The sequence below is a fragment of the Allobrachymonas denitrificans DSM 15123 genome, assembly GCF_900110225.1.
Taxonomy (GTDB): domain Bacteria; phylum Pseudomonadota; class Gammaproteobacteria; order Burkholderiales; family Burkholderiaceae_C; genus Brachymonas; species Brachymonas denitrificans.
Map to the genome: position 1 here is coordinate 485,219 of NZ_FOCW01000001.1, position 25,981 is coordinate 511,199.

General features: G+C 65.0%; 22 protein-coding genes and 1 tRNA gene. 7 read left to right on the plus strand and 16 right to left on the minus strand.

Translation table 11 applies throughout. The features are described 5' to 3' along the window. Positions 1-29 precede the first annotated feature (29 nt). From BMW28_RS12885 to BMW28_RS02325, 6 genes are all read right to left on the minus strand, one after another. Entirely contained in the window at positions 30-710 is a 681-nt protein-coding gene (locus tag BMW28_RS12885) for a hypothetical protein (RefSeq protein ID WP_159430686.1), read from the minus strand. 65 nt (positions 711-775) lie between these two features. Beyond that, the gene (gene ftsB / locus BMW28_RS02305) at positions 776-1,054 is read right to left on the minus strand and encodes a cell division protein FtsB (RefSeq protein WP_091815380.1); all 279 of its coding nucleotides are present in this window, start codon (positions 1,052-1,054) and stop codon (positions 776-778) included. A 32-nt stretch (positions 1,055-1,086) separates the two neighbouring features. Continuing rightward, positions 1,087-2,373, minus strand: a complete 1,287-nt coding sequence (gene eno / locus BMW28_RS02310; RefSeq protein WP_091813330.1) for a phosphopyruvate hydratase — start codon at positions 2,371-2,373, stop codon at positions 1,087-1,089. Positions 2,374-2,419: 46 nt separating this feature from the next. After that, positions 2,420-3,295, minus strand: coding sequence for a 3-deoxy-8-phosphooctulonate synthase (gene kdsA / locus BMW28_RS02315; RefSeq protein WP_091813333.1), 876 nt, complete (start codon positions 3,293-3,295; stop codon positions 2,420-2,422). Between the two features lie 44 nt (positions 3,296-3,339). Continuing rightward, positions 3,340-5,007 carry a CTP synthase gene (locus tag BMW28_RS02320; protein ID WP_091813336.1) on the minus strand — a complete coding sequence of 556 codons (1,668 nt, stop codon included), beginning with the start codon at positions 5,005-5,007 and terminating at the stop codon, positions 3,340-3,342. A gap of 239 nt (positions 5,008-5,246) precedes the next feature. Next, positions 5,247-6,938, minus strand: a complete 1,692-nt coding sequence (locus BMW28_RS02325) for an electron transfer flavoprotein-ubiquinone oxidoreductase (RefSeq protein WP_091813339.1) — start codon at positions 6,936-6,938, stop codon at positions 5,247-5,249. Positions 6,939-7,240: 302 nt separating this feature from the next. Here BMW28_RS02325 and BMW28_RS02330 point away from each other — a divergent pair, with 302 nt between their 5' ends. Next, positions 7,241-7,687, plus strand: a complete 447-nt coding sequence (locus BMW28_RS02330; RefSeq protein ID WP_091813340.1) for an acyl-CoA thioesterase — start codon at positions 7,241-7,243, stop codon at positions 7,685-7,687. Here the strand turns inward: BMW28_RS02330 and BMW28_RS02335 are convergent, their stop codons facing one another. Further along, the gene (locus BMW28_RS02335) at positions 7,688-8,290 is read right to left on the minus strand and encodes a peroxidase-related enzyme (RefSeq protein ID WP_091813343.1); all 603 of its coding nucleotides are present in this window, start codon (positions 8,288-8,290) and stop codon (positions 7,688-7,690) included. Positions 8,291-8,490: 200 nt separating this feature from the next. Next, the gene (locus BMW28_RS02340; protein ID WP_091813346.1) at positions 8,491-9,084 is read right to left on the minus strand and encodes a PAS and helix-turn-helix domain-containing protein; all 594 of its coding nucleotides are present in this window, start codon (positions 9,082-9,084) and stop codon (positions 8,491-8,493) included. A 73-nt stretch (positions 9,085-9,157) separates the two neighbouring features. Here BMW28_RS02340 and BMW28_RS02345 point away from each other — a divergent pair, with 73 nt between their 5' ends. Next, entirely contained in the window at positions 9,158-9,859 is a 702-nt protein-coding gene (locus BMW28_RS02345) for a CoA transferase subunit A (RefSeq protein ID WP_091813349.1), read from the plus strand. A 21-nt stretch (positions 9,860-9,880) separates the two neighbouring features. Next, positions 9,881-10,522 (plus strand): CoA transferase subunit B, encoded by a 642-nt coding sequence (locus tag BMW28_RS02350; RefSeq protein ID WP_091813351.1) that lies wholly within the window; start codon positions 9,881-9,883, stop codon positions 10,520-10,522. A gap of 102 nt (positions 10,523-10,624) precedes the next feature. On the opposite strand, the gene aspA is transcribed toward BMW28_RS02350, so the two are convergent. Both aspA and BMW28_RS02360 read right to left on the minus strand, forming a co-directional pair. Beyond that, the gene (gene aspA, locus BMW28_RS02355) at positions 10,625-12,040 is read right to left on the minus strand and encodes an aspartate ammonia-lyase (RefSeq protein ID WP_091813354.1); all 1,416 of its coding nucleotides are present in this window, start codon (positions 12,038-12,040) and stop codon (positions 10,625-10,627) included. 94 nt (positions 12,041-12,134) lie between these two features. Further along, positions 12,135-13,736, minus strand: a complete 1,602-nt coding sequence (locus BMW28_RS02360) for an AarF/UbiB family protein (RefSeq protein ID WP_091813356.1) — start codon at positions 13,734-13,736, stop codon at positions 12,135-12,137. Positions 13,737-13,988: 252 nt separating this feature from the next. Here BMW28_RS02360 and BMW28_RS13005 point away from each other — a divergent pair, with 252 nt between their 5' ends. Next, positions 13,989-14,147 carry a hypothetical protein gene (locus BMW28_RS13005; RefSeq protein ID WP_200785702.1) on the plus strand — a complete coding sequence of 53 codons (159 nt, stop codon included), beginning with the start codon at positions 13,989-13,991 and terminating at the stop codon, positions 14,145-14,147. A 111-nt stretch (positions 14,148-14,258) separates the two neighbouring features. Here BMW28_RS13005 and panC read toward each other — a convergent pair whose 3' ends face one another. From panC to BMW28_RS02375, 3 genes are all read right to left on the minus strand, one after another. After that, the gene (panC, locus tag BMW28_RS02365; RefSeq protein ID WP_091813359.1) at positions 14,259-15,104 is read right to left on the minus strand and encodes a pantoate--beta-alanine ligase; all 846 of its coding nucleotides are present in this window, start codon (positions 15,102-15,104) and stop codon (positions 14,259-14,261) included. Between the two features lie 25 nt (positions 15,105-15,129). Continuing rightward, positions 15,130-15,921: a 3-methyl-2-oxobutanoate hydroxymethyltransferase gene (panB, locus tag BMW28_RS02370; RefSeq protein ID WP_091813361.1), complete on the minus strand. Its 792-nt coding sequence runs from the start codon at positions 15,919-15,921 to the stop codon at positions 15,130-15,132. Positions 15,922-16,015: 94 nt separating this feature from the next. After that, positions 16,016-16,651 (minus strand): TetR family transcriptional regulator, encoded by a 636-nt coding sequence (locus BMW28_RS02375; protein ID WP_200785703.1) that lies wholly within the window; start codon positions 16,649-16,651, stop codon positions 16,016-16,018. A 266-nt stretch (positions 16,652-16,917) separates the two neighbouring features. On the opposite strand from BMW28_RS02375, the gene BMW28_RS02380 reads away from it, so the two are divergent. The 3 genes from BMW28_RS02380 to BMW28_RS02390 are packed head-to-tail and all read left to right on the plus strand — an operon-like array spanning position 16,918 to position 22,931. After that, on the plus strand, positions 16,918-18,216 hold the full coding sequence (locus tag BMW28_RS02380) for an efflux RND transporter periplasmic adaptor subunit (RefSeq protein WP_091813366.1): 1,299 nt from the start codon (positions 16,918-16,920) through the stop codon (positions 18,214-18,216). A gap of 18 nt (positions 18,217-18,234) precedes the next feature. After that, on the plus strand, positions 18,235-21,486 hold the full coding sequence (locus BMW28_RS02385) for an efflux RND transporter permease subunit (protein ID WP_091813369.1): 3,252 nt from the start codon (positions 18,235-18,237) through the stop codon (positions 21,484-21,486). Then, entirely contained in the window at positions 21,483-22,931 is a 1,449-nt protein-coding gene (locus BMW28_RS02390) for an efflux transporter outer membrane subunit (protein WP_327020807.1), read from the plus strand. Before BMW28_RS02385 ends, BMW28_RS02390 begins: the two co-directional genes overlap by 4 nt. 59 nt (positions 22,932-22,990) lie before the next feature. On the opposite strand, the gene BMW28_RS02395 is transcribed toward BMW28_RS02390, so the two are convergent. The 3 genes from BMW28_RS02395 to BMW28_RS02405 form a co-directional block, all read right to left on the minus strand. Beyond that, positions 22,991-23,064, minus strand: a tRNA-Gly gene (locus tag BMW28_RS02395). Positions 23,065-23,107: 43 nt separating this feature from the next. Further along, a complete protein-coding gene (locus tag BMW28_RS02400) occupies positions 23,108-24,580 on the minus strand; it encodes an NAD-dependent succinate-semialdehyde dehydrogenase (protein ID WP_091813371.1) in 1,473 nt (490 codons plus the stop codon). Positions 24,581-24,705: 125 nt separating this feature from the next. Further along, the gene (locus tag BMW28_RS02405; RefSeq protein ID WP_091813374.1) at positions 24,706-25,926 is read right to left on the minus strand and encodes a CaiB/BaiF CoA transferase family protein; all 1,221 of its coding nucleotides are present in this window, start codon (positions 25,924-25,926) and stop codon (positions 24,706-24,708) included. Between the last annotated feature and the right edge of the window lie 55 nt (positions 25,927-25,981).

Consider the following 25,981-nt stretch of genomic DNA (forward strand, 5'->3'; position numbering starts at 1 on the left):
GCCGGATGCGAGGGATGGTGCTTCGCTGCTCAAGAAGCGTCGTTGCGCTGCCCCATCAAGCCACTGAACAGACGGTGTTCGCAGTCGGGATCGCTGCACTTTTCGCACACGCCCAGCCAGCGCCTTGCGGATGCAGGTGCGGATTGCTGCCATAGCGGCCACATCCAGCCCTTGCGGCGAGCCAGATGCTTGGCCAGTCCCAGGCACTGACGCGCCTGTGAAGCAGGCTTCCCCTGCAGCACGCTGTGGGGCAGGGCGGCATTGCGCAAGAGTTGTGCAATCGTAGTCGTGCGGTGGTGGTGTGGGACGCCAAGCTTGTTGCCAGAGCCAGAGCCAGAGCCAGAGCCAGAGCCAGAGCCAGAGCCAGAGCCAGAGCCAGAGCCAGAGCCAGAGCCAGAGCCAGAGCCAGAGCCAGAGCCAGAGCCGATTCCGGCGCACAGCACGATGGCGTCGTATCGGTCAAGGTGCTGCGGAGGCGTCACTGCAGTGGTGTCTTCCGACGTGAGCACTAACGCACAAACGGCGACCGGCTCCCCTTCACCGGCCAGCGGAACATCCTGCGCCAACCAGTGCGCAAGCACCCGCCCACGCAGCGGCTCCCGATCCAGCAACCCGCGCAGCGCCAGCACCAGCGCATCCCTGCCATCCCCCAGCAAGGCCAGCGAAATGGAAGCAGAGACGACGGGCAGCGGTGCAGAAGCAGGCAGCATGAGTCACGAACAAGAAAAAAGCCTGTGCCGTTCACCGACACAGGCTTGCGATGCATTCGCGCAGATCAATGGGCGATCTGCACGAACACCTCGTTGGGCTTGACCATGCCCATCTCGTAGCGCGCCTTTTCCTCGACGGTGGCGACGCCTTCCTTGAGATCCTGGATTTCGGACTGCACGCGGGCGATGTCCTGTTCCAGTTGGGCATTGGTCTCGCGCTGGCGCTCCAGCTCGGTCTTCATGAGGGCCACGCGGTGCACGCTGCCGCGCCCGGTCCAGATCTGGTACTGCAGCATCACGAGCAGCAGCAGCAGAACCACGGTAACGACGCGGGAAACAGGCATGGCGCGCATGGAATGGCCCTCCGGTCAGCAGATTAGCGCAGATTGTAGAACGCCTTGCGGCCGGGGTACACAGCCACGTCGCCCAGGTCTTCCTCGATGCGCAGCAGCTGGTTGTACTTGGCCATGCGGTCGGAACGGCTCAGGGAGCCGGTCTTGATCTGGCCGGCGTTGGTGCCGACGGCGATGTCGGAGATCGTGCTGTCCTCGGTCTCGCCGGAACGGTGGCTGATCACGGCGGTGTAGCCGGCACGCTTGGCCATCTCGATGGCTTCGAAGGTTTCCGTCAGCGTGCCGATCTGGTTGATCTTGATCAGGATGGAGTTGGCGATGTTCTTCTCGATGCCTTCCTGCAGGATCTTGGTGTTGGTCACGAACAGGTCGTCACCCACCAGCTGCACCTTGGTGCCCAGCTTCTCGGTCAGCAGTTTCCAGCCGTCCCAGTCGCCTTCGGCCATGCCGTCCTCGATGCTGATGATGGGGTACTTGTCGCACCAGGTGGCCAGCATGTTGGCCCACTCTTCGGCCGACAGCTGCACGCCGCCTTCGCCTTCCAGCACGTACTTGCCATCCTTGTAGAACTCGGAGCTGGCGCAATCCAGGCCCAGCACGATGTCCTGGCCAGCGGTGTAGCCGGCGTCGGAAATGGCCTGCAGGATCAGCTGGATGGCAGCCTCGTGGTTGTCGACGTTGGGGGCAAAGCCGCCTTCGTCGCCCACGGCAATGCTCATGCCCTTGTCGTGGATGATTTTCTTCAGCGCGTGGAACACCTCGGCGCCATAGCGCAGGGCTTCGCGGAAGGAGGGAGCGCCCACCGGAATGATCATGAATTCCTGCAGGTCCAGGTTGTTGTTGGCGTGCGCGCCGCCGTTGATGACGTTCATCATCGGCACCGGCAGGTCCTTGCCGCCCATGCCGCCGAAGTAGCGGTACAGGGGGATGCCGGCCTCTTCGGCGGCGGCGCGGGCCACGGCCATGGACACGGCCAGCATGGCGTTGGCGCCCAGGCGGCTCTTGTTGTCGGTGCCGTCCAGCTCGATCAGGGTGCGGTCCAGGAAGGCCTGCTCGCTGGCGTCAAGACCCAGGATGGCTTCGCTGATTTCGGTGTTGATGTGCTCCACGGCCTTGAGCACGCCCTTGCCCAGGTAGCGACTCTTGTCGCCATCACGCAGTTCGATCGCCTCGCGGCTGCCGGTGGAGGCGCCGGACGGCACGGCCGCACGGCCCATCACGCCGCTTTCCAGCAGCACGTCGCATTCGACGGTGGGGTTGCCACGGCTGTCCAGAACTTCGCGGCCGACGATATCAACGATTGCACTCATGGGTTGGTCCTTTTAATGCAGGGTTTTCTAATGGTTAAACGGGGCTTCAGCCGAACTGCTGGATGCGCTCTTCCAGCAGACCGCGGCTGGCGGCAGTCTTCTTGGTGACGCGGTCGAGTTCGAGCAGGGTTTCGAGCAGCTCGGGCATGTGCTGCAGCGGCACGGCATTGGGTCCGTCGCTCAGGGCACAGGCGGGGTCAGGATGCGTTTCCATGAACAGGCCGGCCACGCCCACGGCCACGGCGGCGCGTGCCAGCACCGGCACCATCTCGCGCATGCCGCCGCTGCTGGTGCCCTGGCCGCCCGGCAGCTGCACGCTGTGGGTGGCGTCATACACCACCGGGGCGCCGGTTTCGCGCATGATGGCCAGCGAGCGCATGTCGCTCACCAGGTTGTTGTAGCCGAAGCTGGCGCCGCGTTCGCAGGCCATGAAGTTGTCGGTCGGCAGGCCCACTTCGGCAGCAGCCGCACGCGCTTTGTCGATCACGTTCTTCATGTCGTGCGGCGCGAGGAACTGGCCCTTCTTGATGTTGACCGGCTTGCCGGATTGCGCCACGGCGCGGATGAAATCGGTCTGGCGGCACAGAAAGGCCGGCGTCTGCAGCACATCCACCACCTCGGAGACCGCCAGGATCTCGGTTTCGGTGTGCACATCGGTCAGCACCGGCACGCCCAGTTCCTTTTTCACCTTGGCCAGGATTTCCAGGCCGGCGATCATGCCGGGGCCACGGAAGCTGTCGCCGCTGGAGCGGTTGGCCTTGTCGTAGCTGCTCTTGAAGATGAAGGGAATGCCCAGCTTGCCGGTCATTTCCTTGAGCTGGCCGGCCACGTCCATCTGCAGCTGTTCGCTCTCGACCACACAGGGTCCGGCGATGAGGAACAGGGGCTGGTCGAGGCCGATATCGAAGTTGCAGAGTTTCATGTCAGGAGCAGCTCAAAACGTGCGGAAGAACGGGCGAAACAGGGTCAGGCCGGAGCAGTTGCCTCGGCCTGCTGGTGCTCCAGCGCGGCCTTGATGTAGGCGTTGAACAGCGGGTGGCCGTCCCACGGCGTGGACTTGAATTCCGGGTGGAACTGCACGCCCATGTACCAGGGGTGCACGTCCTGCGGCAGCTCGACGATCTCGGTCAGGTGCTCGCGCTGCGTCAGCGCGGAAATCACCAGGCCGGCCTTGCGCAGCTGGTCCAGGTACTGGGTGTTGGCCTCGTAGCGGTGACGGTGGCGCTCGGTCACCACATCGCCGTAGATGCTGTGTGCCAGCGTACCGCCAGCTACGTCGGAGCTCTGGGCGCCCAGACGCATGGTGCCACCCAGATCGCTGCCTTCGTGGCGCGTCTGGATATTGCCTTCGGCATCCTGCCACTCGTCGATCAGGGCGATCACAGGGTGTTTGCAGTGCGGCTCGAATTCGGTGCTGTTGGCATCCGTCAGGCCGGCCATGTGGCGGGCGTATTCGATGGTGGCCACCTGCATGCCGAGGCAGATGCCGAGGTAAGGCACCTTGTTCTCGCGCGCATAGCGGGCGGCGGCAATCTTGCCTTCCACACCGCGCTTGCCGAAGCCGCCCGGCACCAGGATGGCGTCGAAGGGCTTGAGCTGCTCGGCCACGTTGGCGGGTGTCAGCGTCTCGGAATCGAGGTAGGTGATCTGCACCCTGGTGTGGTTCTTCATGCCGGCGTGGCGCAGTGCCTCGTTCAGCGACTTGTAGCTGTCCGACAGATCGACATACTTGCCGACCATGGCCACCTGCACGGTGTGCTGCGGGTGCTGCAGTTCGTACACCAGATCGTCCCAGCGCTTGAGGCTGGCCGGCTGGGTGTGGATGCGCAGCTTGTCGCAGATCAGGCCGTCCAGACCCTGCTCATGCAGCATGCGCGGCACCTTGTAGATGGTGTCCACATCCCACATGCTGATCACGCCCCACTCGGGCACGTTGGTGAACAGGCTGATCTTCTCGCGTTCCTCGTCCGGCACCTTGCGGTCGGCGCGGCACAGCAGGGCGTCGGGCTGGATGCCGATCTCGCGCAGCTTTTGCACCGTGTGCTGGGTCGGCTTGGTCTTGAGCTCGCCGGCCGCGGCAATATAGGGCAGGTAGGTGAGGTGGACAAAGGCCGCCATGTTGGGGCCCAGGCGCAGGCTGAGCTGACGCACGGCTTCGAGGAAGGGCAGGGACTCGATATCGCCCACGGTGCCGCCGATCTCGACGATGGCCACATCCACGGCATCCGCCGTGCCGATGCCGGCGCCGCGCTTGATGTATTCCTGGATCTCGTTGGTGACGTGCGGAATCACCTGCACCGTCTTGCCGAGGTAGTCGCCGCGGCGCTCCTTCTCGAGCACGCTCTGGTAGATGCGGCCGGTGGTGAAGTTGTTGCTCTGCTTCATGCGCGTTTCGATGAAACGCTCATAGTGGCCCAGGTCGAGGTCGGTCTCGGCGCCGTCGTCGGTGACGAACACCTCGCCGTGCTGGAACGGGCTCATGGTGCCCGGGTCGACGTTGATATAGGGGTCGAGCTTGATGAGGGTGACTTTGAGGCCGCGCGATTCGAGGATGGCAGCCAGGGACGCCGAGGCGATGCCTTTGCCGAGCGAAGACACGACACCGCCGGTGACGAAGACGAATTTGGTGGTCATGGCCAGAAGCGGGCGTGTGAACCCGCGTGGTGGGAAATTCCAATTATAAAGGGCAAGCCACGAATTCAGGGGAAGGCTTGCGGCTTGCCATCATGGACGGATGCCCGTGCCGTGAAAGCCCGGTGCAGGATGGTGCCTTGCTGCCCGGGCGGGCTGCCTGTCGATGGCGAAAGTTACGGAAGTCGCTCCCAGAAACAACAAAGCCGGCTCCAAGAGCCGGCTCTGCTGCGCAAGGGCAATTACATGCTGCCGTAGTTCGGGCCGCCGCCGCCTTCAGGCGTCACCCAGACGATGTTCTGGGTCGGGTCCTTGATGTCGCAGGTCTTGCAGTGCACGCAGTTGGCCGCGTTGATCTGCAGGCGCTGGCCACCGCCTTCGGCCTCGACGAACTCGTACACGCCAGCCGGGCAGTAGCGGGCCTCGGGGCCGGCGTACTTGGCCAGGTTGACGTTGACCGGCACGCTCGGGTCCTTCAGCGTCAGGTGCGCGGGCTGGTTTTCCTCGTGGCTGACGTTGGCGATGAACACGCTGCTCAGGCGGTCGAACGTGAGCTTGCCGTCCGGCTTCGGATAGTCGATCTTCGCGCACTCGGCTGCGGGCTTGAGGCCGGCATGGTCGGGCTGGGTGCGGTGCACGGTCCAGGGCATGTTGCCACCGAACAGCTTCTGCTCGATGCCGGTCATGATGGTGCCCATGTCGCGGCCCTTGTGGAACCAGTACTTGAAGTTGCGCGACTTGTTCAGCTCGTCGTACAGCCAGCTGTTCTCGAAGGCAGCAGTGTAGGCGCTCAGTTCGTCGTGCTGGCGGCCGGCCACGATGGCTTCGTAGGCGGCTTCGGCGGCCATGGAGCCGGTCTTGATGGCGGCGTGGCTGCCCTTGATGCGGCTGGCGTTGAGGAAGCCGGCATCGTCACCCACCAGGGCGGCGCCCGGGAACACGAACTTGGGCAGCGACAGCAGGCCGCCGGCCGTGATGGCGCGCGCACCGTACTCGAGACGCTTGGCGTTGACGTTGCCGTCCTTGTCGGTGAAGTACCACTTGATGTTCGGGTGCGTCTTGAAGCGCTGGAATTCCTCGAACGGGCTCAGCCAGGGGTTCTGGTAGTCCAGGCCCACCACGAAACCGACGATGACCTTGTTGTCGGCCATGTGGTACATGAAGGAGCCGCCGTAGGTGTCGGCATCCAGCGGCCAGCCGGCAGTGTGCAGGACCAGGCCCGGTTCGTGCTTGGAGGGATCAACTTCCCACAGTTCCTTGATGCCGATGCCGTAGGCCTGCGGATCCTTGCCGGCGTCGAGCTTGAAGCGCTCGATCATCTGCTTGCCCAGGTGGCCGCGGCAGCCTTCTGCGAAGATGGTGTACTTGGCATGCAGTTCCATGCCGAGCTGGAAGTTCTCGGTGGGCTCGCCTTCCTTGTTGATGCCCATGTTGCCGGTGGCCACGCCCTTGACGGAGCCATCTTCGTTGAACAGCACTTCGGCAGCGGCGAAGCCGGGGAAGATTTCCACTTCCAGCGCTTCGGCCTGCTGCGCCAGCCAGCGCGTCAGGTCGGCCAGGCTGATGATGTAGTTGCCGTGGTTGTCGAAGCACTTGGGCAGCATGAAGTTGGGCATGCGGCTGGCGCCTTTTTCCGTCAGCTGCAGGAAGGTGTCGGCCACCACGGGCTGGTTCAGGGGGGCGCCCTTTTCCTTCCAGTCGGGGATCAGCTCGTTCAGGGCGCGCGGATCGAAGGTGGCGCCGGACAGGATGTGCGCGCCGGGCTCGGAACCTTTCTCGAGCACGACGACGGACACGTCAGTGCCTTTTTCTGCAGCCAGCTGCTTCAGGCGGATGGCGGTGGACAGGCCGGCAGGGCCGCCGCCCACGATCACCACGTCGTATTCCATGGATTCGCGCGGGCCGTACTGTTCGAGGATTTGTTGAGGGGTCATGGATAGTCTCCAGATCACTAGGAAAGGGTACTGCTGCGGATGCAGGCCGGGGCAGTGCGAATGCCTGCGCGACTCGGCTCTCCTGGGGCACAATGGCGCTATCGGAAATAAACCGGGCGTGCGCAAACAACCCGACGGGCAGTATGGCTGTATCTGATTGTAGAGAGAAATGCCTGCAAGACCGATGTTGCGCTGCAAAATTGGACAAATCCAGTCGCTGGTCTGCAACCTTTTTGCAGTTTACGTTAACGTAAACTAATGCCGCGCTTTTCCGATTTCCATTTGCCCATCAAGAAGTTCCCATGAAACTGCTGCTGCCTGAAGACAAGAAACCGGTCCACGTCACCACCATGCCGATCCGCTGGGGCGACATGGACGCCCTCGGCCACATCAACAACACCGTGTATTTCCGCTACTTCGAGGAGGCGCGCGTGCGCTGGCTGACCGAAGGTGGCCGCAGCATGGTCGAAGGCGGCGAAGGCCCGGTGGTGGTCAACGTGTTCTGCAACTTCTTCAGCCAGGTCGAATACCCCGGCGACCTGCTGATCCGCCAGTACATCAGCAACGTGGGCCGCAGCTCGTGCGACGTGTGGATGACCATGGAGCGCACCGACGAGCCCGGCAAGGTCGTGGCCGATGGCGGCTGCACCATGGTGTGGGTGAACTATGCGGCGCAGAAATCGGTGCGCCTGCCCGAGTGGGTGCTGGAGATTCTGAACAAGACGGTGCCCGAGGGGCAGCCGGCCTGATCAGCCTTCGGTTTTCGGCTTGCGCGGCGTGCGGCCGAGCAGGTAGAACTCGGGATTCGGCATCATGCTGGAGAAGCTGGCCACGCGGTTGCTCAGGCCGAAGAAGGCGGTGATGCTGGCGATATCCCAGATGTCCTCGTCATCGAGGCCGTGTGCGTGCAGTGCCTCGAAATCGGCATCTTCCACCGTGTGCGAGGCATTGCACACCTTCATGGCGAAGTCGAGGATGGCGCGCTGGCGCGGCGTGATGTCGGCCTTGCGGTAGTTGACGGCCACCTGGTCGGCCACCAGCGGCTTCTTCTCGAAAATGCGCAGCAGGGCGCCGTGCGCCACCACGCAGTACACGCACTGGTTGGCGGCGCTGGTGACGGTGACGATCATCTCGCGGTCGCCCTTGCTCAGGTTGCTGCTGCGGCCGACGCTGGCCGGGTCCATCAGCGCATCGTGGTAGGCGAAGAAGGCGCGCCATTCGGCCGGGCGGCGTGCCAGTGCCAGAAACACGTTGGGGACGAAACCGGATTTTTCCTGCACCGCGAGGATGGCGTTGCGGATGTCTTCGGGCAGGTTCTCGAGCGGGGGATGGGGATAGCGGTCGGTGGTCATGCGTGGTGGTCTTTCGGAAGCATCCGATCATAGGGCGCAGGACTGGAAGCGCTTACGGGGGGCTTCCCTGACTTGCCGTATACGTCAACTTGGGGCAGGCGAGGTCAGGGGGCAGGATGTCAGAGGGTGCACGGTGCCCCGCGTTGGCAGGTGTCCCTGCGATTGCTGCGGTTCCGGCCGGGCAACCCGAGTGCGGGTTTTCACGGCATGCCCGCCAGCAGCTTCTGCACCAGCGCAGCGGTGGTCGAGGTGCCGTACTTGCGCATCAGGCTGGCGCGGTGGATCTCCACGGTGCGGTGGCTCAGGCCGAGGATGCGGCCGATCTCCTTGGAGGTGAGGCCGTGCAGCAGCTGGCTGGCCACCTCCCGTTCGCGCGGCGTGAGGGTGCTGCCGTCGGCGGAAGGGGGCGGGCGGCTGTCGATGTCCTCGAAGCTCCAGATGCCGGCGGCGTGCGGGTGCAGCCGGTCGAGCGCACGGCCGGAAACGCGGCACCAGAACATCTGCCCGGCAAAGCGGCCGCCGACGCGGCGCATGATGCGTTCGTCGCGGTAGCTGCCGTGCTTCATCAGCGGCTGGGCGATGCGCTCGCCGGTGCGGTGGTATTCGTCCACGCTCGGGTAGAGGATGGCGAAGGTCTGGCCGATCAGGGTGTCGCGGTCGGTTTCAAACAGGGTACACACTTGCTGGTTGCAATCGACAATGACACGGTCGCGTGACAGAATCAGCCCGATGGGTGCCAGCTCGAAAGCCCAGCGGTAGTCGGCACTGGCGGGAAAGGTGTCAGGGGTGTCCATTACGCAATACTACGTAGTTGAATACGTAGTATCGTACGGTTTTCCAATCCTCAACTCAAATCAGGAGACAAGCGTGAACAAGATTTATCCGAGCGCTGCCGAGGCGCTCAAGGGCGTGGTGAAAGATGGCCAGCTGCTGGCCGTGGGCGGCTTTGGCCTGTGCGGCATTCCCGAAGCCCTGATCGACGCCCTGTGCGACAGCGGCGTGAAGGATCTGACGGTCATCTCCAACAACGCCGGCGTGGACGGCTTCGGTCTGGGCAAGCTGCTGGAAACGCGCCAGATCAAGAAGATGATTTCCTCCTACGTGGGCGAGAACAAGGAATTCGAGCGCCAGTACCTGGCGGGCGAACTGGAACTGGAATTCACGCCCCAGGGCACGCTGGCCGAGAAGCTGCGTGCGGGCGGCGCCGGCATCCCGGCCTTCTTCACCAAGACCGGCGTGGGCACGCTGGTGGCCGAAGGCAAGGAACTGCGCGAGTTCAACGGCGAAACCTACGTGATGGAGCGTGGCCTGTTCCCCGAAGTGTCGCTGATCAAGGCCGATGTGGCTGACCGCAGCGGCAACCTGCGCTTCAACCTGACGGCGCGCAACTTCAACCCCGCAGCGGCCACCGCCGGAAAGATCTGCATCGTGGAAGTCGAGCGCATCGTGGCCAACGGCGAGATCGCTCCCGATGACGTGCACCTGCCCGGCATCTACGTGCACCGCATCGTGCACAACCCCACGCCCGAGAAGCGCATCGAGAAGCGCACCATCCGCGACCACAAGTAATCAGAATCAGGAGACATCACCATGGCTTGGACCCAAGACCAAATGGCTGCGCGCGCGGCCCAGGAGCTGCAGGACGGCTTCTACGTGAACCTCGGCATCGGCATTCCCACGCTGGTGGCCAACCATGTGCCGCATGACAAGGAAGTCTGGCTGCAGAGCGAGAACGGCATGCTGGGCATCGGCCCCTTCCCGTCCGAAGACGAAGTGGACGCCGACCTGATCAACGCCGGCAAGCAGACCGTGACCACCATCAAGGGCTCTTCCATCTTCGGCAGCGACCAGAGCTTTGCCATGATCCGTGGCGGCAAGATCAACCTGTCCATCCTGGGCGCCATGCAGGTGACCGCCAAGGGTGACCTGGCCAACTGGATGATTCCGGGCAAGATGGTCAAGGGCATGGGCGGCGCCATGGACCTGGTGGCCGGCGTGAAGCGCGTGATCGTGCTGATGGAACACGTAGCGCGCAAGAAGGATGGCACCACCGACCTGAAGATCCTGCCGGAGTGCACGCTGCCGCTGACCGGCGTGGGTGTGGTCAACATGATCATCACCGACCTGGGCGTGTTCGACGTGACGCCGGAAGGCCTGAAGGTGCTGGAACTGGCTCCTGATGTGACCTTTGATGAAGTGCAGTCCAAGACGGGCGTGCCGCTGATTCAGTAATCGGCGATCGATCGAAGCAAAAAACCCGCGCTCGCAAGAGTCGCGGGTTTTTTGTTGGACAGGAGACGCCAGCTGGCGTCCCTGTCAGAAGGCCGGGACTGATCAGCCCTGCCTCTTCGCGTACTCGCGCGGCTGCGTCAGCATTTCGTGGCGCAGCGCTTCGTTCAGCTCTTCTTCGGACATCAGCTGCTTCTGCAGCACGATGTCGCGCACATTGCGGTTGTCGCTGAAGGCTTCGGTGGCGATGGCGGTGGCCTGCTTGTAGCCGATGATGGGGTTGAGTGCGGTCACCAGGGCGATGGAGCGCTCGATGTTCTCGCGCAGGCGCTCTTCGTTGGCGGTGATGCCGGCGACGCAGCGGTCGGCCAGCGTCATGCAGCCGGTGGTGAGCAGCGTCAGGCTGCGCGACAGGGCGTTCATGATGACCGGCTCGAAGGCGTTGAGCTGCAGCTGGCCGCCCTCGGCGGCGAAGGTGACGGTGACGTCGTTGCCGAACACTTCGAAGGCCACCTGGTTGACCACTTCCGGAATCACCGGGTTGACCTTGCCGGGCATGATGGAGGAACCGGCCTGCATGGCGGGCAGGTTGATTTCGCCGAAGCCGGCGCGCGGGCCGCTGGAGAGCAGACGCAGGTCATTGCAGATCTTGGAGATCTTGACGGCGATGCGCTTGAGCACGCCGGAGAGCTGCACGAAGTCGCCGCAGTCCTGCGTGGCTTCGATCAGGTTGGGCGCGGTGGACAGGTCCAGGCCGGTGATCTCGCGCAGGTGGTGCAGGGCCTTGGCGGCGTACTCGGGGTGGGCCGTGATGCCGGTGCCGATGGCGGTGGCGCCCAGGTTGATTTCACGGACCAGCACTTCGACGCGGATCAGGCGCGCCATGTCTTCTTCCAGCATGACGGCGTAGGTGGAGAATTCCTGGCCCAGCGTCATAGGCACGGCGTCCTGCAGCTGGGTGCGGCCGATCTTGAGCAGGCCGGAGAATTCCTCGGCCTTGGCGGCGAAGGTGTCGCGCAGGTGCGCCATGGCGGCCAGCAGGCTCTTGATGGCGAAGCAGGTGGCGATGCGGATGGCGGTGGGGTAGACGTCGTTGGTGCTCTGCGCCATGTTGACCTGCTCGTTCGGATGCAGGTACTGGTATTCGCCGCGCTGGTGGCCCATGAGTTCGAGCGCGCGGTTGCAGACCACTTCGTTGGCGTTCATGTTGGTGGAGGTGCCCGCACCGCCCTGGATCACGTCGACCACGAACTGGTCATGCAGGGCGCCGCTGCGGATTTCCGCGCAGGCGGCCACGATGGCGTCGCACTGTGCCTGGGGCAGCAGGCCGAGTTCGGCGTTGGCCTTGGCGGCAGCGGCCTTGACGGAAGCCAGTGCCACGATCAGCTCGGGCATGGTGGCAATGGTGATGCCGGAAATCTGGAAGTTTTCCTGCGCGCGCAGGGTGTGGACGCCGTAGTAGGCAGAAGCGGGGACCTCGCGGTCACCCAGCAGGTCGTGTTCCAGACGGGTATCGGTCATGGGGGTTCTCTCGTTGGTAAACCCTAATTTTGCTAAAGAGGGTAATTCGCACGAAAGAGCATGGTTTTTTGTTTGCGGCGAAAAAACGGCATGCTTACCGGAGGGGTAAGGTTGGCGAAGGGGCAGGCTGCGGTGGCGGTGCCCAGCCGGACCAAAGGTGAGGGGCGCCGGACCAGAAACGCGCGGAGGCACGCCATGCCCATTGCCAGCCGCTCATGCTGGCGGCCATCAGCGCATGGGCCAGTTCCGCGTTCGAGACATGGGTGCCCAAGGCGCTGGCATCGAGCGGCTGCGCCAGCGAGCGGCGCGGCCATTCGGCCAGCAGTTGTGACAGGCCGCGCTGGATCAGCGGCAGGTCGGGCGATACCTCGCCGCCAAGGTCGGCGAGCACACCGGCCAGCGACAGCCAGGTCTTGCGGAACAGGGACAGGGCTGGATCGACATGGATGTGGCCGTCCAGGGCCAGCTGGTCCAGCAGACCGAGCAGCCAGTCGAAACCGGCCAGGCGCGGCACCGCCATGCTGCCGGGAGGAGGAATCAGGGCATCCAGTGCCTGCTCGACGCTGGCGACAAGACGGGGGTCGTCGGGGCTGATGTTTCCGAGCCGCGACACCGCCTTGCGAAGCTGGCGAGCATCGAGGGTGATGCCGCCGATCATGGCGGCCACCACGGCTTCGCGCGCCGGCTTGGGCATGGGGGCAATCAGCGCCCAGTCGAGTACGGCCAGCCGCCCGTCGTGGGTGAGCATCAGGTTGCCGCCGTGCAGGTCGCCGTGGAACAGGGCGGGGTCGTCGGGCGACCAGAAGGGTTGCGCCAGCAGCGCGTCGATGGCGATGCTGGCGAGGCGCTGACGCTCGTGATGCGGCAGCTCGGCTTCGGCAAGGGGCTGACCGTGGATGCGTTCCATGGCGGTCACCCAGGGGGCGCTCCAGGGGAGCAGGGCGGGAATGTGGATGGCCGGAGTGCAAGCGTAGAGCGCGTGCGCGGCCTGCAGGTGTGCCTGCTCGCGTTCCAGCAGGATTTCCTCGCGCAGCAGGCGGGCCACGCCATCCAGCGTGCCGGAGTAGTCCAGGGCGGGGAGTTGCAGTGCTTGCCCACGCTGTTCCAGAAAGGCGGCGATCTGCGGCAGCACGGACAGTTCCTCGTCGAGTTGCTGTGCCACGCCAGGGCGCAGCACCTTGAAGACGCCCTCGTGCGTGCCTTGCTTATCCTGCCAGTGGAAGGGCAGGACCAGTGCCACGCTGCCTTCGGCCAGCGGCTCTTCTGCAATCACCAGTTGGGCTGCGGGCGTGGCAGATGCGCTGACATGGGACTGCAGCTGCTGCCTCAGCGCTGCCACAGTGCCGGAGTCCGTGCGGGCCGGCGTGGATTCGAGTTGGCGCAGCTGCTCGCGCAGGGCCTGCGGCAGGTGCTGCTGGCGTGCCAGCACCTGACCGAGCTTGTGCAGCGTGGGACATTGCAGCAGCAGGGTGGTAATCCGTTCGGGCAGCGGTGCGTCCAGCGCGAGGGAGGCCTGTGTCTGGGCGATGGCTTCGATGCGGGCGGGTGGCAGCGTGTTGAGAAACTGCGCCAGCCCTTCCAGCACCAGCGGCTCCCACTGGCTGAGCGAGCGCGGCAGCAGGGCGCCCACGCCCAGCGCAGACAGCCATGCGGGATCGAAGGTGAAGGTGTCGGCGGCGGCGTCGGGAGTGGTCATGGATGGAGCGGTGAAGGCAAGCGGGCGCGGATTCCCCGGGAAGCAGCAAATGGGAGGCCGGATCCGGCGCAGGACGGGCCATTTGCGGTGCGGGGGACAGACTGCCAGTCTAGGCCGGACGCATGACAGCCGGCTTGCACAAGCAACGAAAGGCAGGGGTCTGCCTGTTTTTTGCACAGAGATGGCAGGAAGCAGCTTGATGCAGTAAAATGGAAGGTTTCACACCAACACTATTCAGGACAGGACACCATCATGGGCAACAAGATCGTTACCGAAGCCGACCGCAAAGCAACCAAGCCGCTGCCGGGCGCTCCCCGCCTCAAGGCCGGCGCTGGCCAGCGCAGCAGCCTGGAGCGCGGCTCCCACACCCGCAGCAAGAAGAACCCCGGCAAGCGTCCGCACCAGGGTTGATGGCTGGCTGCCACGGGCGGCTTGACCACGCAAAAGGCGACTGCCTGAGCTGCTCCCTTTGGGGAAGGCTCAGGCAGTCGCCTTTTTTGTGGTTGAAGCGCCGAGGCTTGCTCAGGCGTCGATTTCGAGGTTGTCGATCAGGCGCGCACGGCCCAGTTGGGACGCGGCCAGCACGACCAGGGCGCGGTCATCCACGGTGGCGGCCTGCAGGTCCATGCGGTTGGTGATGCGGATGTAGTCGGTCTTCCAGCCGCGTGCATCCAGTTCTGCACAGGCGCGTTCGCACAGGCTGGCGTAGTCGCGCTCGCCTTGCTGCACGGCGCTGCGGATGCCTTCCAGGGTGCGGCGCAGCTGCGGGGCTTCGGCGCGCTCGGCGTCCGTCAGGTAGCCATTGCGCGAGGACAGGGCCAGGCCGTCGTCGGCGCGCTCGGTATCGATGCCCACGATCTCCACCGGCATGTTCAGGTCGCGCACCATGCCCTCGATCACCTTGAGCTGCTGGTAGTCCTTCTTGCCGAAAATGGCCACGTCGGGCTGCACCAGATTGAACAGCTTGGTCACCACGGTGGCGACGCCCCGGAAATGGCCGGGACGGAACTCGCCGCACAGGCGGTTCTGCAGTTCGGGCGGCTCGACGAAGTACTGTTGCGGCCCGTAGGGGTAGAGTTCTTCCACGCCGGGGTGGAACACTGCGTCGACGCCGGCGGTCTGCAGCTTTTCGCAGTCGGCATCGAAGGTGCGGGGGTACTTGCTCAGGTCTTCGTTGGGGCCGAACTGGATCGGGTTGACGAAGATCGAGGCGATGACCTTGCCTGCCTTCTGTGTGGCGCGGTTGCGCGCCTCGTGGCACAGCGCGATATGGCCGGAGTGCAGGTTGCCCATGGTGGGCACAAAGGCCACATGACCGGCCTGGGCGCGCCAGGCGCGCAGTTCGGCAACCGTCGTCAGGATCTGCATGGAAGACCTCCGTGGCAAATATGGATCAATAGCAGTGTTCGGGCGCAGGGAAGGTGGCGGCCTTGACCTGCTGCACGTAATTGCTCACGGCCTGCTGGATGGTGCCTGCATCGGCCATGAAGTTCTTGACGAAGCGGGCCTTCTTGCCCGGATAGACGTCGAGCATGTCGTGCATGACCAGTACCTGGCCGTCGGTTTCGGGGCCGGCACCGATGCCGATGGTGGGCACGGCGATGCTGCGCGACACTTCGCCGGCCAGCGCGGCGGGCACCATTTCCATCAGCAGCATGTGGGCGCCGGCTTCGGTCAGGGTGCGGGCATCCTGCAGCAGCTGGGCTGCCTGCATGTCGCCCTTGCCCTGCACCTTGTAGCCGCCCAGCGTGTTGACGGACTGCGGCGTGAGGCCGATATGGGCACAGACCGGAATCCCGCGCGCTACCAGGAAGGCGATGGTTTCTGCCATGAAGGCGCCGCCTTCGAGCTTGACCATTTCGGCACCGGCCTGCATCAGGGCGACGGAGCTGGCAAAGGCCTGTTCCTTGTCCTGCTGATAGCTGCCGAAGGGCAGGTCGGCCAGCACCAGCGCATCGCCGGCACCGCGTGCCACGCAGCGCGTGTGGTAAACCATGTCCTGCAGGGTGACGGGCAGCGTGCTGCCGGCGCCCTGCACCACCATGCCGAGCGAATCGCCCACCAGCAGCATGTCCACGCCGCACTGGTTCATCAGGCTGGCAAAGCTGGCGTCGTAGCAGGTCAGCATGGCAATCTTGCTGCCTTCCGACTTCATCTTCTGCAGGGTGGTGACCGTATGTTTCATGAACCTCTCTCCTTGCCGGTGTGGCGGGATGACTGCAACAGAGCGCGGATTGTAGTACCGCAGGCTGGTGTTTGTGCAGACGGGGCTGAGGATATCAGAGCGGGCGGCGCAAGTGGGGGCTTTGCGACAACATGTCGGCGCAGGCCCGCACCATGGGCTCGGCGCAGTGGCGCATGTCCAGCCGCTGCGGCTCGGACAGCCACAGCGAGGTCAGGCCGAACAGGCTGGACATGAACGCGGCCTGGGCCAGATCGATGTCCAGATCAAGCGGCAGCAGGCCGTGGCGCTGACCCGACAGGAGCGCCGTACGCATGTGCTGGCGCCAGATGTCGCGGTGGCTGGCCAGCACGCGCAGAATCCCTTCGTTGCCCGGGGTGGCTTCGCACTTGAGATGCAGCACGGCGGCAAACTTGCACAGCACCGGGTCATCCACCAGGCGGCGGTAATAGGCGATGCAGGACTCGATCAGGATGTTCCAGGCCTGCGGGTTGACGGCCCCGTCTTCGCAGGAGAGCTTGGCGCGGATGTCCTTGAAGTGCGCCTGGCACAGGGCATCGAACAGGTCTTCCTTGTTGCGGAAATGCCAGTAGAGGGCGCCGCGCGTGACGCCGGCCGTGCGCGCGATTTCATCCAGGGACGCACGCGCCACGCCGCGCGCATGGAATACTTCCAGGGCGGCTTCGAGCAGGTGCTGGCGGGTCTGGAGGGCTTCCTCGCGGGTGCGTTTCACTGTAATAGCCTGGGTTGTGAGCGGGGGCATTCTAGCATTCTGTCACCATCAACATACATGCCTGTATGTATAATTTCGACACGTCATGTGCATGTGTGAACGGGGCCGGTTGTGGGCCCCGCTTGCGTTGCGCCCGCTGTGCCTGTCACGATTTGCTCGCACAATGGCACATTGCGCTGATCTCCCGCATTCGCCCAGGCTGCAGGCACGCGGAACCGTCCGCAGGCCGCTCAGGCTTTCGCAGAACCATTCGATACGGAACAAGCATGAAGAAGAAACGACCGACATTCCTCCACGGCGCGCGACTGGGCGTGCCCGCACTGGTGCTCGGCACAGCGCTTGCACTTGCGGCATGTGGCAAGAAAGACCCCGCAGCGCCAGGGGCACAGGGAGCCGGAGCGCCGCCTCCGCCGTCGGTTGGCGTGGTGGTGGTGCAGCCGGGCAATCTGCCGGTGCTGACCGAGCTGCCCGGTCGTCTGGAGGCGTCGCGCATTGCGCAGGTGCGTGCGCGTGCCACCGGCGTGGTGCAGCGTCGCCTGTTTACCGAAGGGGGATGGGTCAATGCCGGCCAGCCGCTGTTCCAGATTGACAGCGCGCCGTACCAGGCTGCGCTGCAGAGCGCGCGCGCCAGCCTGGCCCGTGCCCAGGCATTGCTGGGACAGACCAGCGCGCAGGCCCGCCGTTTTGCACCGCTGGCTGCCGCCAATGCGATCAGCAAGCAGGAATATGACAACGCACTGGCGGCCGAGAAGGCCTCCCGTGCCGAAGTGCTGGCGGCCCAGGCAGCCGTGCGTACGGCCAACATCAACCTCGGTTACGCCCGCGTGACGGCGCCGATTTCCGGCCGCATCGGCAAGGCGCTGGTGACCGAGGGTGCCATGGTCAGTGCCAACGAGGGCACGCAGCTGGCCGTGATCCAGCAAACCAATCCGATGGTGGTGAACTTCACCCAGTCTGCCAGCGAGCTGCTCAAGCTGCGCACGGCGGCGGGCGCCACCGGTGTGGGCTCCAACCCCGAAGTGAACGTGCTGCTGGAAGACGGCAGCGTGTACGCGCACCGCGCGCGCCTGTTGTTCACCGATGTGACGGTGGACCAGGCGACCGGCCAGGTCAACCTGCGTGCGGAAGTGCCCAACCCCGACGGCATGCTGCTGCCCGGACTGTATGTGCGCGTGCAGATCGAGCAGGCGCGCATGGACAACGTGATCCTGCTGCCGCAACAGGCCGTGACGCGCGGCAATGCCGGCGATACCGTGCTGGTGGTCAAGCAGGATGGCAGCTTTGGTCCGCGTCCGGTCAAGCTCGGCCCGGCTCAGGGTAGCCAGTGGATCGTGCTGTCCGGCCTGCAGCCGGGTGAGCAGGTGATCGTGGATGGCGTGATGAAGCTGCGTCCGGGCATGCAGAAGGTCAAGGCCGTGCCGTGGCAGGGGGCTGCGACACCTGCGGCGGGCACATCGGCGCCGGCTTCCGCACCGGCTGCGGCCGCGGCGAGTGCGCCTGATGCTGCTGCAGCAGCTTCTGCACCCGCCAGTGCGGCCTCCGGTTCCAGCGCCCCGCGCGGCTGATAGCGGGGACCAGACACCATGGCCAAGTTCTTTATCGATCGCCCCATCTTTGCGTGGGTGATCGCGCTGTTCATCATCGTGCTGGGCGCACTGTCCATCACGCAGCTGCCGATTGCGCAGTATCCGGCGGTAGCGCCGCCCACCATCGTCATCAACGCCGCCTACCCGGGTGCTTCGGCCCAGACCATGGATGACAGCGTGCTGTCCGTGATCGAGCGCGAGATGAACGGTACCCCCGGCCTGGCCTACATGGAATCGGTCTCGCAGGCCGATGGCACGGGCTCGGTGACGCTGAGTTTCGAGCCGGGCACCGACGCCGACATGGCGCAGGTGGACGTGCAGAACCGCCTGAGCCGTGCCCAGCCGCGCCTGCCTTCGGTGGTGGTACAGAACGGCGTGCGCGTGGACAAGGCGCGTTCCAACTTCCTGATGTTCGTGATGCTGTCGTCGGATGATCCGAATGCCCGCATCGACGCCATGACCGACTATGCGGCGCGCAACGTGCTGCCGGAAATCCAGCGTCTGCCCGGCATTGGCCAGGCGCAGCTGTTCGGCGCCGAGCGCGCCATGCGCGTCTGGATCGACCCGGCCAAGCTGCAGGGCTATAACCTGAGCGCGGCCGATGTGGCTGCGGCCATCCGCGAGCAGAACGCACAGGTGTCTGCCGGTACGCTGGGCGACCTGCCCAATGTGCAGGGCGTGACCATGAGCGCCACGGTGGTGGTGCCGGGCCAGCTGGCCAATGCCGAGCAGTTCGGCAACATCATCCTGCGTGCCAGTGCCGATGGCGCTGCCGTGCGCCTGAAGGACGTGGCGCGCATCGAACTGGGTTCGCAGCAGTATGCGACGTCGGCGCGCCTGAACGGCAAGGCTGCCGTGGGTATTGGCGTGCAGCTGGCACCGTCCGGCAACGCGCTGGCTTCGGCCACGGCGGTGAAGGAACGCATGGCGGAGCTGCAGCGCTTCTTCCCGAAGGGCATGAACTGGACCGTGCCGTATGACAGCTCGGAGTTCATCCAGATCTCCATCACCAAGGTGGTGTACACGCTGCTGGAAGCCGTGGCGCTGGTGTTCCTGGTGATGCTGCTGTTCCTGCAGAACATCCGCTACACCATCATCCCGACCATTGTGGTGCCGGTGGCGCTGCTGGGTACCTTCGGTGCGCTGCTGGCGCTGGGATTCTCGATCAACGTGCTGACCATGTTCGGCATGGTGCTGGTGATCGGTATCGTGGTGGACGATGCCATCGTGGTGGTGGAGAACGTGGAGCGGATCATGAGCGATGAGGGGCTGCCACCACTGGAAGCCACGCGCAAGGCCATGTCGCAGATCTCGGGCGCCATCATCGGCGTGACCGTGGTGCTGATTGCCGTGTTCGTGCCGTTGGCTTTCTTTGCCGGCTCCATTGGCAACATCTACCGCCAGTTCTCGGCGGTGATGGCGGTGTCGATCGCATTCTCGGCCTTCCTGGCACTGTCGCTGACGCCGGCGCTGTGCGCCACCATCCTCAAGCCGGTGGCTGCCGGCCACCATGAGGAGAAGAAGGGCTTCTTCGGCTGGTTCAACAAGCGCTTTGCGCGCACCGCCAAGGGCTACGAGGGCTGGGTGGCCAAGCTGCTGCGCCGTGGCGGCCGCATGATGGTGATCTATGCGGCGCTGATCGCGGTGGTGGGCCTGCTGTTCCTGCGCCTGCCGACCGGCTTCCTGCCGCAGGAAGACCAGGGCAACCTGATCGTGAACGTGCAGCTGCCGCCGGGCGCCACGCAGGAGCGTACGCGCAACGTGATGCAGGAGGTGGAAGGCTTCATGCTCAAGCAGCCTGAAGTGCGCACCATGGTGAGCGTGCTGGGCTTCAGCTTTGCCGGCCGTGGCCAGAACGCGGCGCTGGCCTTCGTGACGCTGAAGGACTGGTCCGAGCGTGAAGCGGGTGCCGATGCGATCGTGGGTCGTGCCATGGGGGCATTCAGCCAGATCCGCGATGCCTTCGTGTTTGCTGTGACGCCGCCGGCGATTCCCGAACTGGGTTCGGCCTCCGGCTTTACCTTCCGTCTGCAGGACCGTGGCGACAATGGCCACGACGCCCTGGTGCAGGCGCGCAACCAGCTGCTTGGCATGGCGATGCAGAGCAAGGTGCTGGCCGGCGTGCGTCCGGACGGTCTGGAGGATGCGCAGCAGTTGCAGGTGGACATCGACCGCGAGCGGGCGCTGGCACAGGGCGTGAGCGTGGCCTCCATCAACGCGGCCATCGGTACCGCGCTGGGTTCGCAGTACGTGAATGATTTTCCCAACGCCGGGCGCATGCAGCGTGTGGTGGTGCAGGCGGAGGCCGCATCCCGCATGCAGGATGCGGACATCCTCAAGCTGACGGTGACCAACAACCGCGGCCAGGCCGTGCCGCTGTCGGCAGTGGCGACCACACGCTGGATCACCGGCCCGATGCAGTCCATCCGCTACAACGGCTATCCGGCCATGCGGATTGCGGGCAGTGCCGCCCCGGGCTACAGCACGGGCGAGGCCATGGCCGAGATGGAAATGCTGGCCGGCAAGCTGCCGCCGGGCTTCGGCTTCGAGTGGACTGGCCAGTCGCGTGAAGAAAAACTGGCGGGTGCCCAGGCCATCCTGCTGTATGGCTTTGCCATTCTGGCGGTGTTCCTGTGCCTGGCAGCCCTGTACGAGAGCTGGTCGATCCCGTTCTCGGTGATTCTGGTGGTGCCGCTGGGCGTGCTGGGGGTGCTGCTGGGGGTGACCGCACGGGGCATGGTCAATGACGTGTACTTCCAGGTGGGCCTGGTGACCATCATCGGCCTGTCGGCGAAGAACGCCATCCTGATCGTGGAGTTTGCCAAGGACTTGCAGGCGCAGGGCAAGAGTCCGCTGGAAGCGGCGCTGGCTGCGGCGCACCTGCGCTTCCGCCCGATCGTGATGACCTCGCTGGCCTTCATTCTGGGCGTGCTGCCGCTGGTGCTGGCCACCGGTGCCAGCTCGGCCAGCCAGCGTGAGATCGGCACGGCAGTGATGTCCGGCATGATCGTGGGCACGCTTTTGGCCGTATTCTTTGTGCCGACATTCTTCGTGGTGGTACGCTCCATCTTCAAGGGCAGCAAGCGACAGCAGGAACGTTTTGCCGCCCATGCGGCCGAGGCAGGTTTTACGGCTGAGTCGGTCGACAGCATTCTGGCGGAAGCCGAGGAAGGCATGTCGGCAGAGGAACGTGCGGCGCTGCATCGTGGCGCCCACGAGATTGGTCACACTCCCAAGGAGGGCGCATGATGCCCGCAACACTGCTTCATTCCCGCAGCCTGGCCGCTGCATTGGTGGTCACCTTCCTGTCGGGCTGCAGCCTGATGCCCACCTACGAGCGTCCTGATGCGCCAGTGCCTGCGGGCTGGCAGCAATCCGACACGGGCGATGCGCGCCTGCCGGCCGCTGCCGACATCGGCTGGCAGCAGTACTTTGCCGATGCACGCCTGCGCGAGCTGATCGGCCTGGCGCTGCAGAACAACCGTGACCTGCGCGTGGCGGCGCTCAACATCGAGGCGGCGCGTGCGCAGTATGGCGTGGCGCGAGCCGACCAGCTGCCTACGGTGGGCGCTGGCGCCAGCATGACGCGTTCGCGCACGGCGGCGGATGCCAGCCCGAGCGGCCGTGAAACGCTGGGCAACATCTACAGTGCCAACCTGGCATCGACCGGGTTCGAGCTGGACTTTTTCGGGCGTGTGCGCAGCATGAGCACGGCGGCGCTGAACCAGTATCTGGCCACGCAGGAAGCGCGTGATGCCGCGCAGATCAGCCTGATTGCCGAAGTGGCCAAGGCCTATGTGGCGCAGCGCACGGCAGATGAGGCCATGCGCATCTCGAAGATGGCGCTCGATTCGCGCGAGAAGACCTACCGCCTGGCCAAGCTGCGCTTCAATGCCGGCGTGATCTCGGCGATCGACCTGCGCCAGAACGAGACGCTGATCGAATCGGCACACGCCGACTATGCGGCGCAGACGCGCCTGCGTGAGCAGGCCGGCAATGCGCTGGCGCTGCTGATCGGCCAGCCGGTTCCGGCCAATCTGCCGCCGGCATTGCCGCTGGGCAAGCAGGTGGCGGTGAATGCGCTGCCGGTGGGCATGAGTTCGGACGTGCTGCTGCGCCGCCCGGACATCCGCCAGAGCGAATACCAGCTGCAGGCGGCCAATGCCAACATCGGCGCGGCGCGTGCCGCATTCTTCCCGCGCATCTCGCTGACGGGCAGCTTTGGCAGCGTGAGCCGCGAGCTGGACGGCCTGTTCACCGGCCCCAACATGGCCTGGAGCTTCATGCCGCAGATCAGCCTGCCGATCTTTGATTTTGGCCGCAACCAGTCCAACCTGGATCTTGCCAATGCGCGCAAGAACATTGCGGTGGCGCAGTACGAGAAGAGCATCCAGGGTGCCTTCCGCGAAGTGGCGGACCAGCTGGCGGCACGCCGTACGCTGGCAGACCAGCTGGCCGCGCAGGAGCGTGGCTACCAGGCCGAGCGCGAGCGCCTGCGCCTGGTGCAGATGCGCTATGACAACGGCATTTCCAGCTCGCTGGACCTGCTGGATGCGCAGCGCCAGAGCTACGCGCTGGAGCAGGCGCTGCTGCTGACGCGACAGGCGGCGATGAACAACCGCATCGACCTGTACAAGGTGCTGGGCGGGGGGCTGGTGGATGTGACGGCGGTGACGCCGGTGTCTGCCAGGTAATGGACCCCATCAACGAGAAAGGCTGCGATGAGCAGCCTTTTTTCATGGGGGTGTTGTTCTGGAGCGGGCGATGAGAATCGAACTCACGTCATGAGCTTGGGAAGCTCAGGTCCTGCCATTGAACGACGCCCGCAGAAGGGGAAATTGTAGCGGGCTTTGCAGCCCGCGCGCGTGCCTTACTTGAGCACATCCCCCAGGTTCACGTACTTCATCTCCAGATACTCATCCATGCCGTGGTGCGAGCCTTCACGGCCCAGGCCGGATTGCTTGACACCGCCGAACGGCACCTGCTCGCTGCCCAGCAGGCCGATGTTGACGCCGACCATGCCGTATTCCAGCGCTTCGCTCACGCGGATGATGCGGCCGATGTCGCGGCTGTAGAAGTAGCTGGCCAGGCCGAATTCGGTGGCATTGGCGGCGTCGATGGCTTCCTGTTCGGTCTTGAAGCGGAACACCGGCGCCAGCGGGCCGAAGGTTTCCTCGCGCGCCACGCGCATGTCCTGGCTGGCGTTGGCGATGACGGTGGGCTCGAAGAACTGGCCTTCCAGCGGCTTGCCGCCTGTGACGATGCTGCCGCCCTTGGAGAGCGCGTCGGCAATGTGTTCCTTGACCTTTTCCAGCGCAGCAGGCTCGATCAGCGGGCCCTGCGTCACGCCGGGCTCGAAGCCGTTGCCCACTTTCAGGCCCTTGACGCGCTCGGCCAGCTTGGCGACGAAGGCGTCGTAAATGCCGTCCTGCACATACAGGCGGTTGGCGCAGACGCAGGTCTGGCCGGCGTTGCGGTACTTGCTGGCCATGGCGCCTTCCACGGCGCTGTCCACGTCGGCATCGTCGAACACGATGAAGGGCGCGTTGCCGCCCAGTTCCAGCGCCAGTTTCTTGATGGTGGGGGCGCACTGCGCCATCAGGATGCGGCCGACTTCGGTAGAGCCGGTGAAGCTCAGGTGGCGCACCACCGGGCTGTCGCACAGCACCTTGCCGACGGCGGCGGCATGTTCGGTGGGCACCACGTTGATGACGCCATTGGGAATGCCGGCGCGGTGCGCCAGTTCGGCCAGCGCCAGCGCGCACAGCGGGGTGAATTCAGCCGGCTTGACGACGACGGTGCAGCCGGCTGCGATGGCCGGAGCGACCTTGCGCGTGATCATCGCGACCGGGAAGTTCCAGGGCGTGATGGCGGCGCAGACGCCGATGGGCTGGCGCAGCACGATGGCGCGGCGGTCCGGCGCGAAGCTGGGCACGGTCTCGCCGTAGGTGCGCTTGGCTTCTTCGGCATACCACTCGACGAAGCTGGCGCCGTAGACGACTTCGCCCGTGGCTTCGGCCAGTGGCTTGCCCTGTTCGGCGGTCATCAGGCGGGCCAGATCGTCCTGGTGCGCCAGAATCAGCTCGAACCACTTGCGCAGCAGCTGGCTGCGCTGCTTGTGCGTCATGCCGCGCCAGGCGGGCAGGGCGGCTTCGGCAGCATCGATGGCCTGCTGCGTCTGGGTGGCGGTGAGGTTGGCAACCTGTGCCAGTTCCAGGCCGGTGGCGGGGTCGGTCACGGCGAAGGTGCCGTCGCCTTCCACCCAGGCGCCGTTGATGTAGCCGGCGTTCTTGAGCAGGGTCGGATCCTTGAGCTGGAGCAGGGGGGAGTTGTTGGTGGTCATGGTTGTCTCGTTGTGGTTCTGGAAAACGGGTTGAGCTACGGGGCAGTATAGAAAATCGGAAAGTCAGCGCTTGGCACGAGGGTTAGTCAATGGGCAGGCTGGACGCGATGTGCTGGCGGCGTTTGTCATGCGATCGCCTTCTCCGGATGATCGGTCTGCAGCCAGTCGCGCAGCACCTCCTCGGTATGCTGACCCAGCAGCGGCGGCGCCATGCGGTATTGCACCGGCGTGGCGCTCAGGCGCACCGGGCTGGCTACGGTGGCAACCGTGCCGAGCGGGTGCGGCAGATCGACCTGGATGCCGCGCGCCTGCACCTGCGGATCGGCAAATACCTGATCCAGCCGGTTGACCGGGCCGCAGGGCACATCGGCCTGTTCCAGCGCGCTGACCCATTCCGCCGTGCTGCGCATGACGGTGGTCTGGCGCAGCAACGGGATCAGTTCGGCGCGGTGCCTGACGCGCTGCGGGTTGGTGGCAAAGCGCTCGTCTTGCGCCCATTCCGGGCGGCCGGCCACGGTGCAGAAGCGGGCGAACTGGCCGTCGTTGCCCACGGCCAGGATCATGTCGCTGTCGGCAGTGGGAAAGGTCTGGTAGGGCACGATGCTGGGGTGCGCGTTGCCCATGCGGCGTGGCACCATGCCGCCCACCAGGTAGTTGGAGGCCTGGTTGGCGAGAGTGGCTACCTGGACGTCGAGCAGGGCGGTGTCGATATGCTGGCCCAGGCCGGAGCGGTTGCGTTCCTGCAGCGCGGCCAGGATGCCGATGGTGGCGTACAGGCCGGTGAGGATGTCGGTCAGCGCCACGCCCACCTTTTGCGGGCCGGCGCCGGCTTCGTCATCGGGCACGCCGGTGATGCTCATCAGCCCGCCCATGGCCTGGATCAGGAAGTCGTAGCCGGGGCGCGAGGCGTAGGGGCCGCTCTGGCCGAAGCCAGTGATGGAGCAGTAGATCAGGCGCGGGTTGATGGCGTTGAGGCTGGCGTAGTCCAGGCCGTATTGCTGCAGGCCGCCGGTCTTGAAGTTTTCCAGCACGATGTCGGCTTTGGCCGCGAGTTGCTGCAATTGCTGCTGGCCTTCGGGGCTGGCCATGTCGACGGTGATGGAGCGCTTGTTGCGGTTGGTGCAGAGAAAGTAGGCCGATTCGCGCGTGGGCTGGCCGTCCGCATCCTTCAGGTAGGGCGGGCCCCAGGCACGGGTGTCGTCGCCGTTGCCGGGGCGCTCGACCTTGACCACATCGGCGCCCAGATCGCCCAGAATCTGGCTGGCCCAGGGGCCGGCCAGCACGCGGGAGAGATCGAGCACGCGGATGCCGGCCAGGGGCTGCGGGCGCGGGGGTGAACTTGTCATGGGCAGGGGTTCCGGGAGAAAAGCCCTGCCACCGCCGGCACGCAGACCGGCAGCA

What these genes read in the sequence shown, in the direction of transcription:
- BMW28_RS02360 (WP_091813356.1), bottom strand. Translation starts at nt 13,736, where the DNA reads ATGACCACTCCCGACGCCGCCGCCGACACCTTCACCTTCGATCCCGCA.
- aspA (WP_091813354.1), bottom strand. Translation starts at nt 12,040, where the DNA reads ATGACCGATACCCGTCTGGAACACGACCTGCTGGGTGACCGCGAGGTC.
- BMW28_RS02335 (WP_091813343.1), bottom strand. Translation starts at nt 8,290, where the DNA reads ATGACCACCGACCGCTATCCCCATCCCCCGCTCGAGAACCTGCCCGAA.
- BMW28_RS02405 (WP_091813374.1), bottom strand. Translation starts at nt 25,926, where the DNA reads ATGACAAGTTCACCCCCGCGCCCGCAGCCCCTGGCCGGCATCCGCGTG.
- BMW28_RS13005 (WP_200785702.1), top strand. Translation starts at nt 13,989, where the DNA reads ATGGGCAACAAGATCGTTACCGAAGCCGACCGCAAAGCAACCAAGCCG.
- BMW28_RS02350 (WP_091813351.1), top strand. Translation starts at nt 9,881, where the DNA reads ATGGCTTGGACCCAAGACCAAATGGCTGCGCGCGCGGCCCAGGAGCTG.
- BMW28_RS02330 (WP_091813340.1), top strand. Translation starts at nt 7,241, where the DNA reads ATGAAACTGCTGCTGCCTGAAGACAAGAAACCGGTCCACGTCACCACC.
- panC (WP_091813359.1), bottom strand. Translation starts at nt 15,104, where the DNA reads ATGCAGATCCTGACGACGGTTGCCGAACTGCGCGCCTGGCGCGCCCAG.
- BMW28_RS02380 (WP_091813366.1), top strand. Translation starts at nt 16,918, where the DNA reads ATGAAGAAGAAACGACCGACATTCCTCCACGGCGCGCGACTGGGCGTG.
- BMW28_RS02390 (WP_327020807.1), top strand. Translation starts at nt 21,483, where the DNA reads ATGATGCCCGCAACACTGCTTCATTCCCGCAGCCTGGCCGCTGCATTG.
- BMW28_RS02320 (WP_091813336.1), bottom strand. Translation starts at nt 5,007, where the DNA reads ATGACCACCAAATTCGTCTTCGTCACCGGCGGTGTCGTGTCTTCGCTC.
- BMW28_RS02340 (WP_091813346.1), bottom strand. Translation starts at nt 9,084, where the DNA reads ATGGACACCCCTGACACCTTTCCCGCCAGTGCCGACTACCGCTGGGCT.
- kdsA (WP_091813333.1), bottom strand. Translation starts at nt 3,295, where the DNA reads ATGAAACTCTGCAACTTCGATATCGGCCTCGACCAGCCCCTGTTCCTC.
- BMW28_RS02400 (WP_091813371.1), bottom strand. Translation starts at nt 24,580, where the DNA reads ATGACCACCAACAACTCCCCCCTGCTCCAGCTCAAGGATCCGACCCTG.
- BMW28_RS02385 (WP_091813369.1), top strand. Translation starts at nt 18,235, where the DNA reads ATGGCCAAGTTCTTTATCGATCGCCCCATCTTTGCGTGGGTGATCGCG.
- panB (WP_091813361.1), bottom strand. Translation starts at nt 15,921, where the DNA reads ATGAAACATACGGTCACCACCCTGCAGAAGATGAAGTCGGAAGGCAGC.
- BMW28_RS12885 (WP_159430686.1), bottom strand. Translation starts at nt 710, where the DNA reads ATGCTGCCTGCTTCTGCACCGCTGCCCGTCGTCTCTGCTTCCATTTCG.
- BMW28_RS02325 (WP_091813339.1), bottom strand. Translation starts at nt 6,938, where the DNA reads ATGACCCCTCAACAAATCCTCGAACAGTACGGCCCGCGCGAATCCATG.
- eno (WP_091813330.1), bottom strand. Translation starts at nt 2,373, where the DNA reads ATGAGTGCAATCGTTGATATCGTCGGCCGCGAAGTTCTGGACAGCCGT.
- ftsB (WP_091815380.1), bottom strand. Translation starts at nt 1,054, where the DNA reads ATGCCTGTTTCCCGCGTCGTTACCGTGGTTCTGCTGCTGCTGCTCGTG.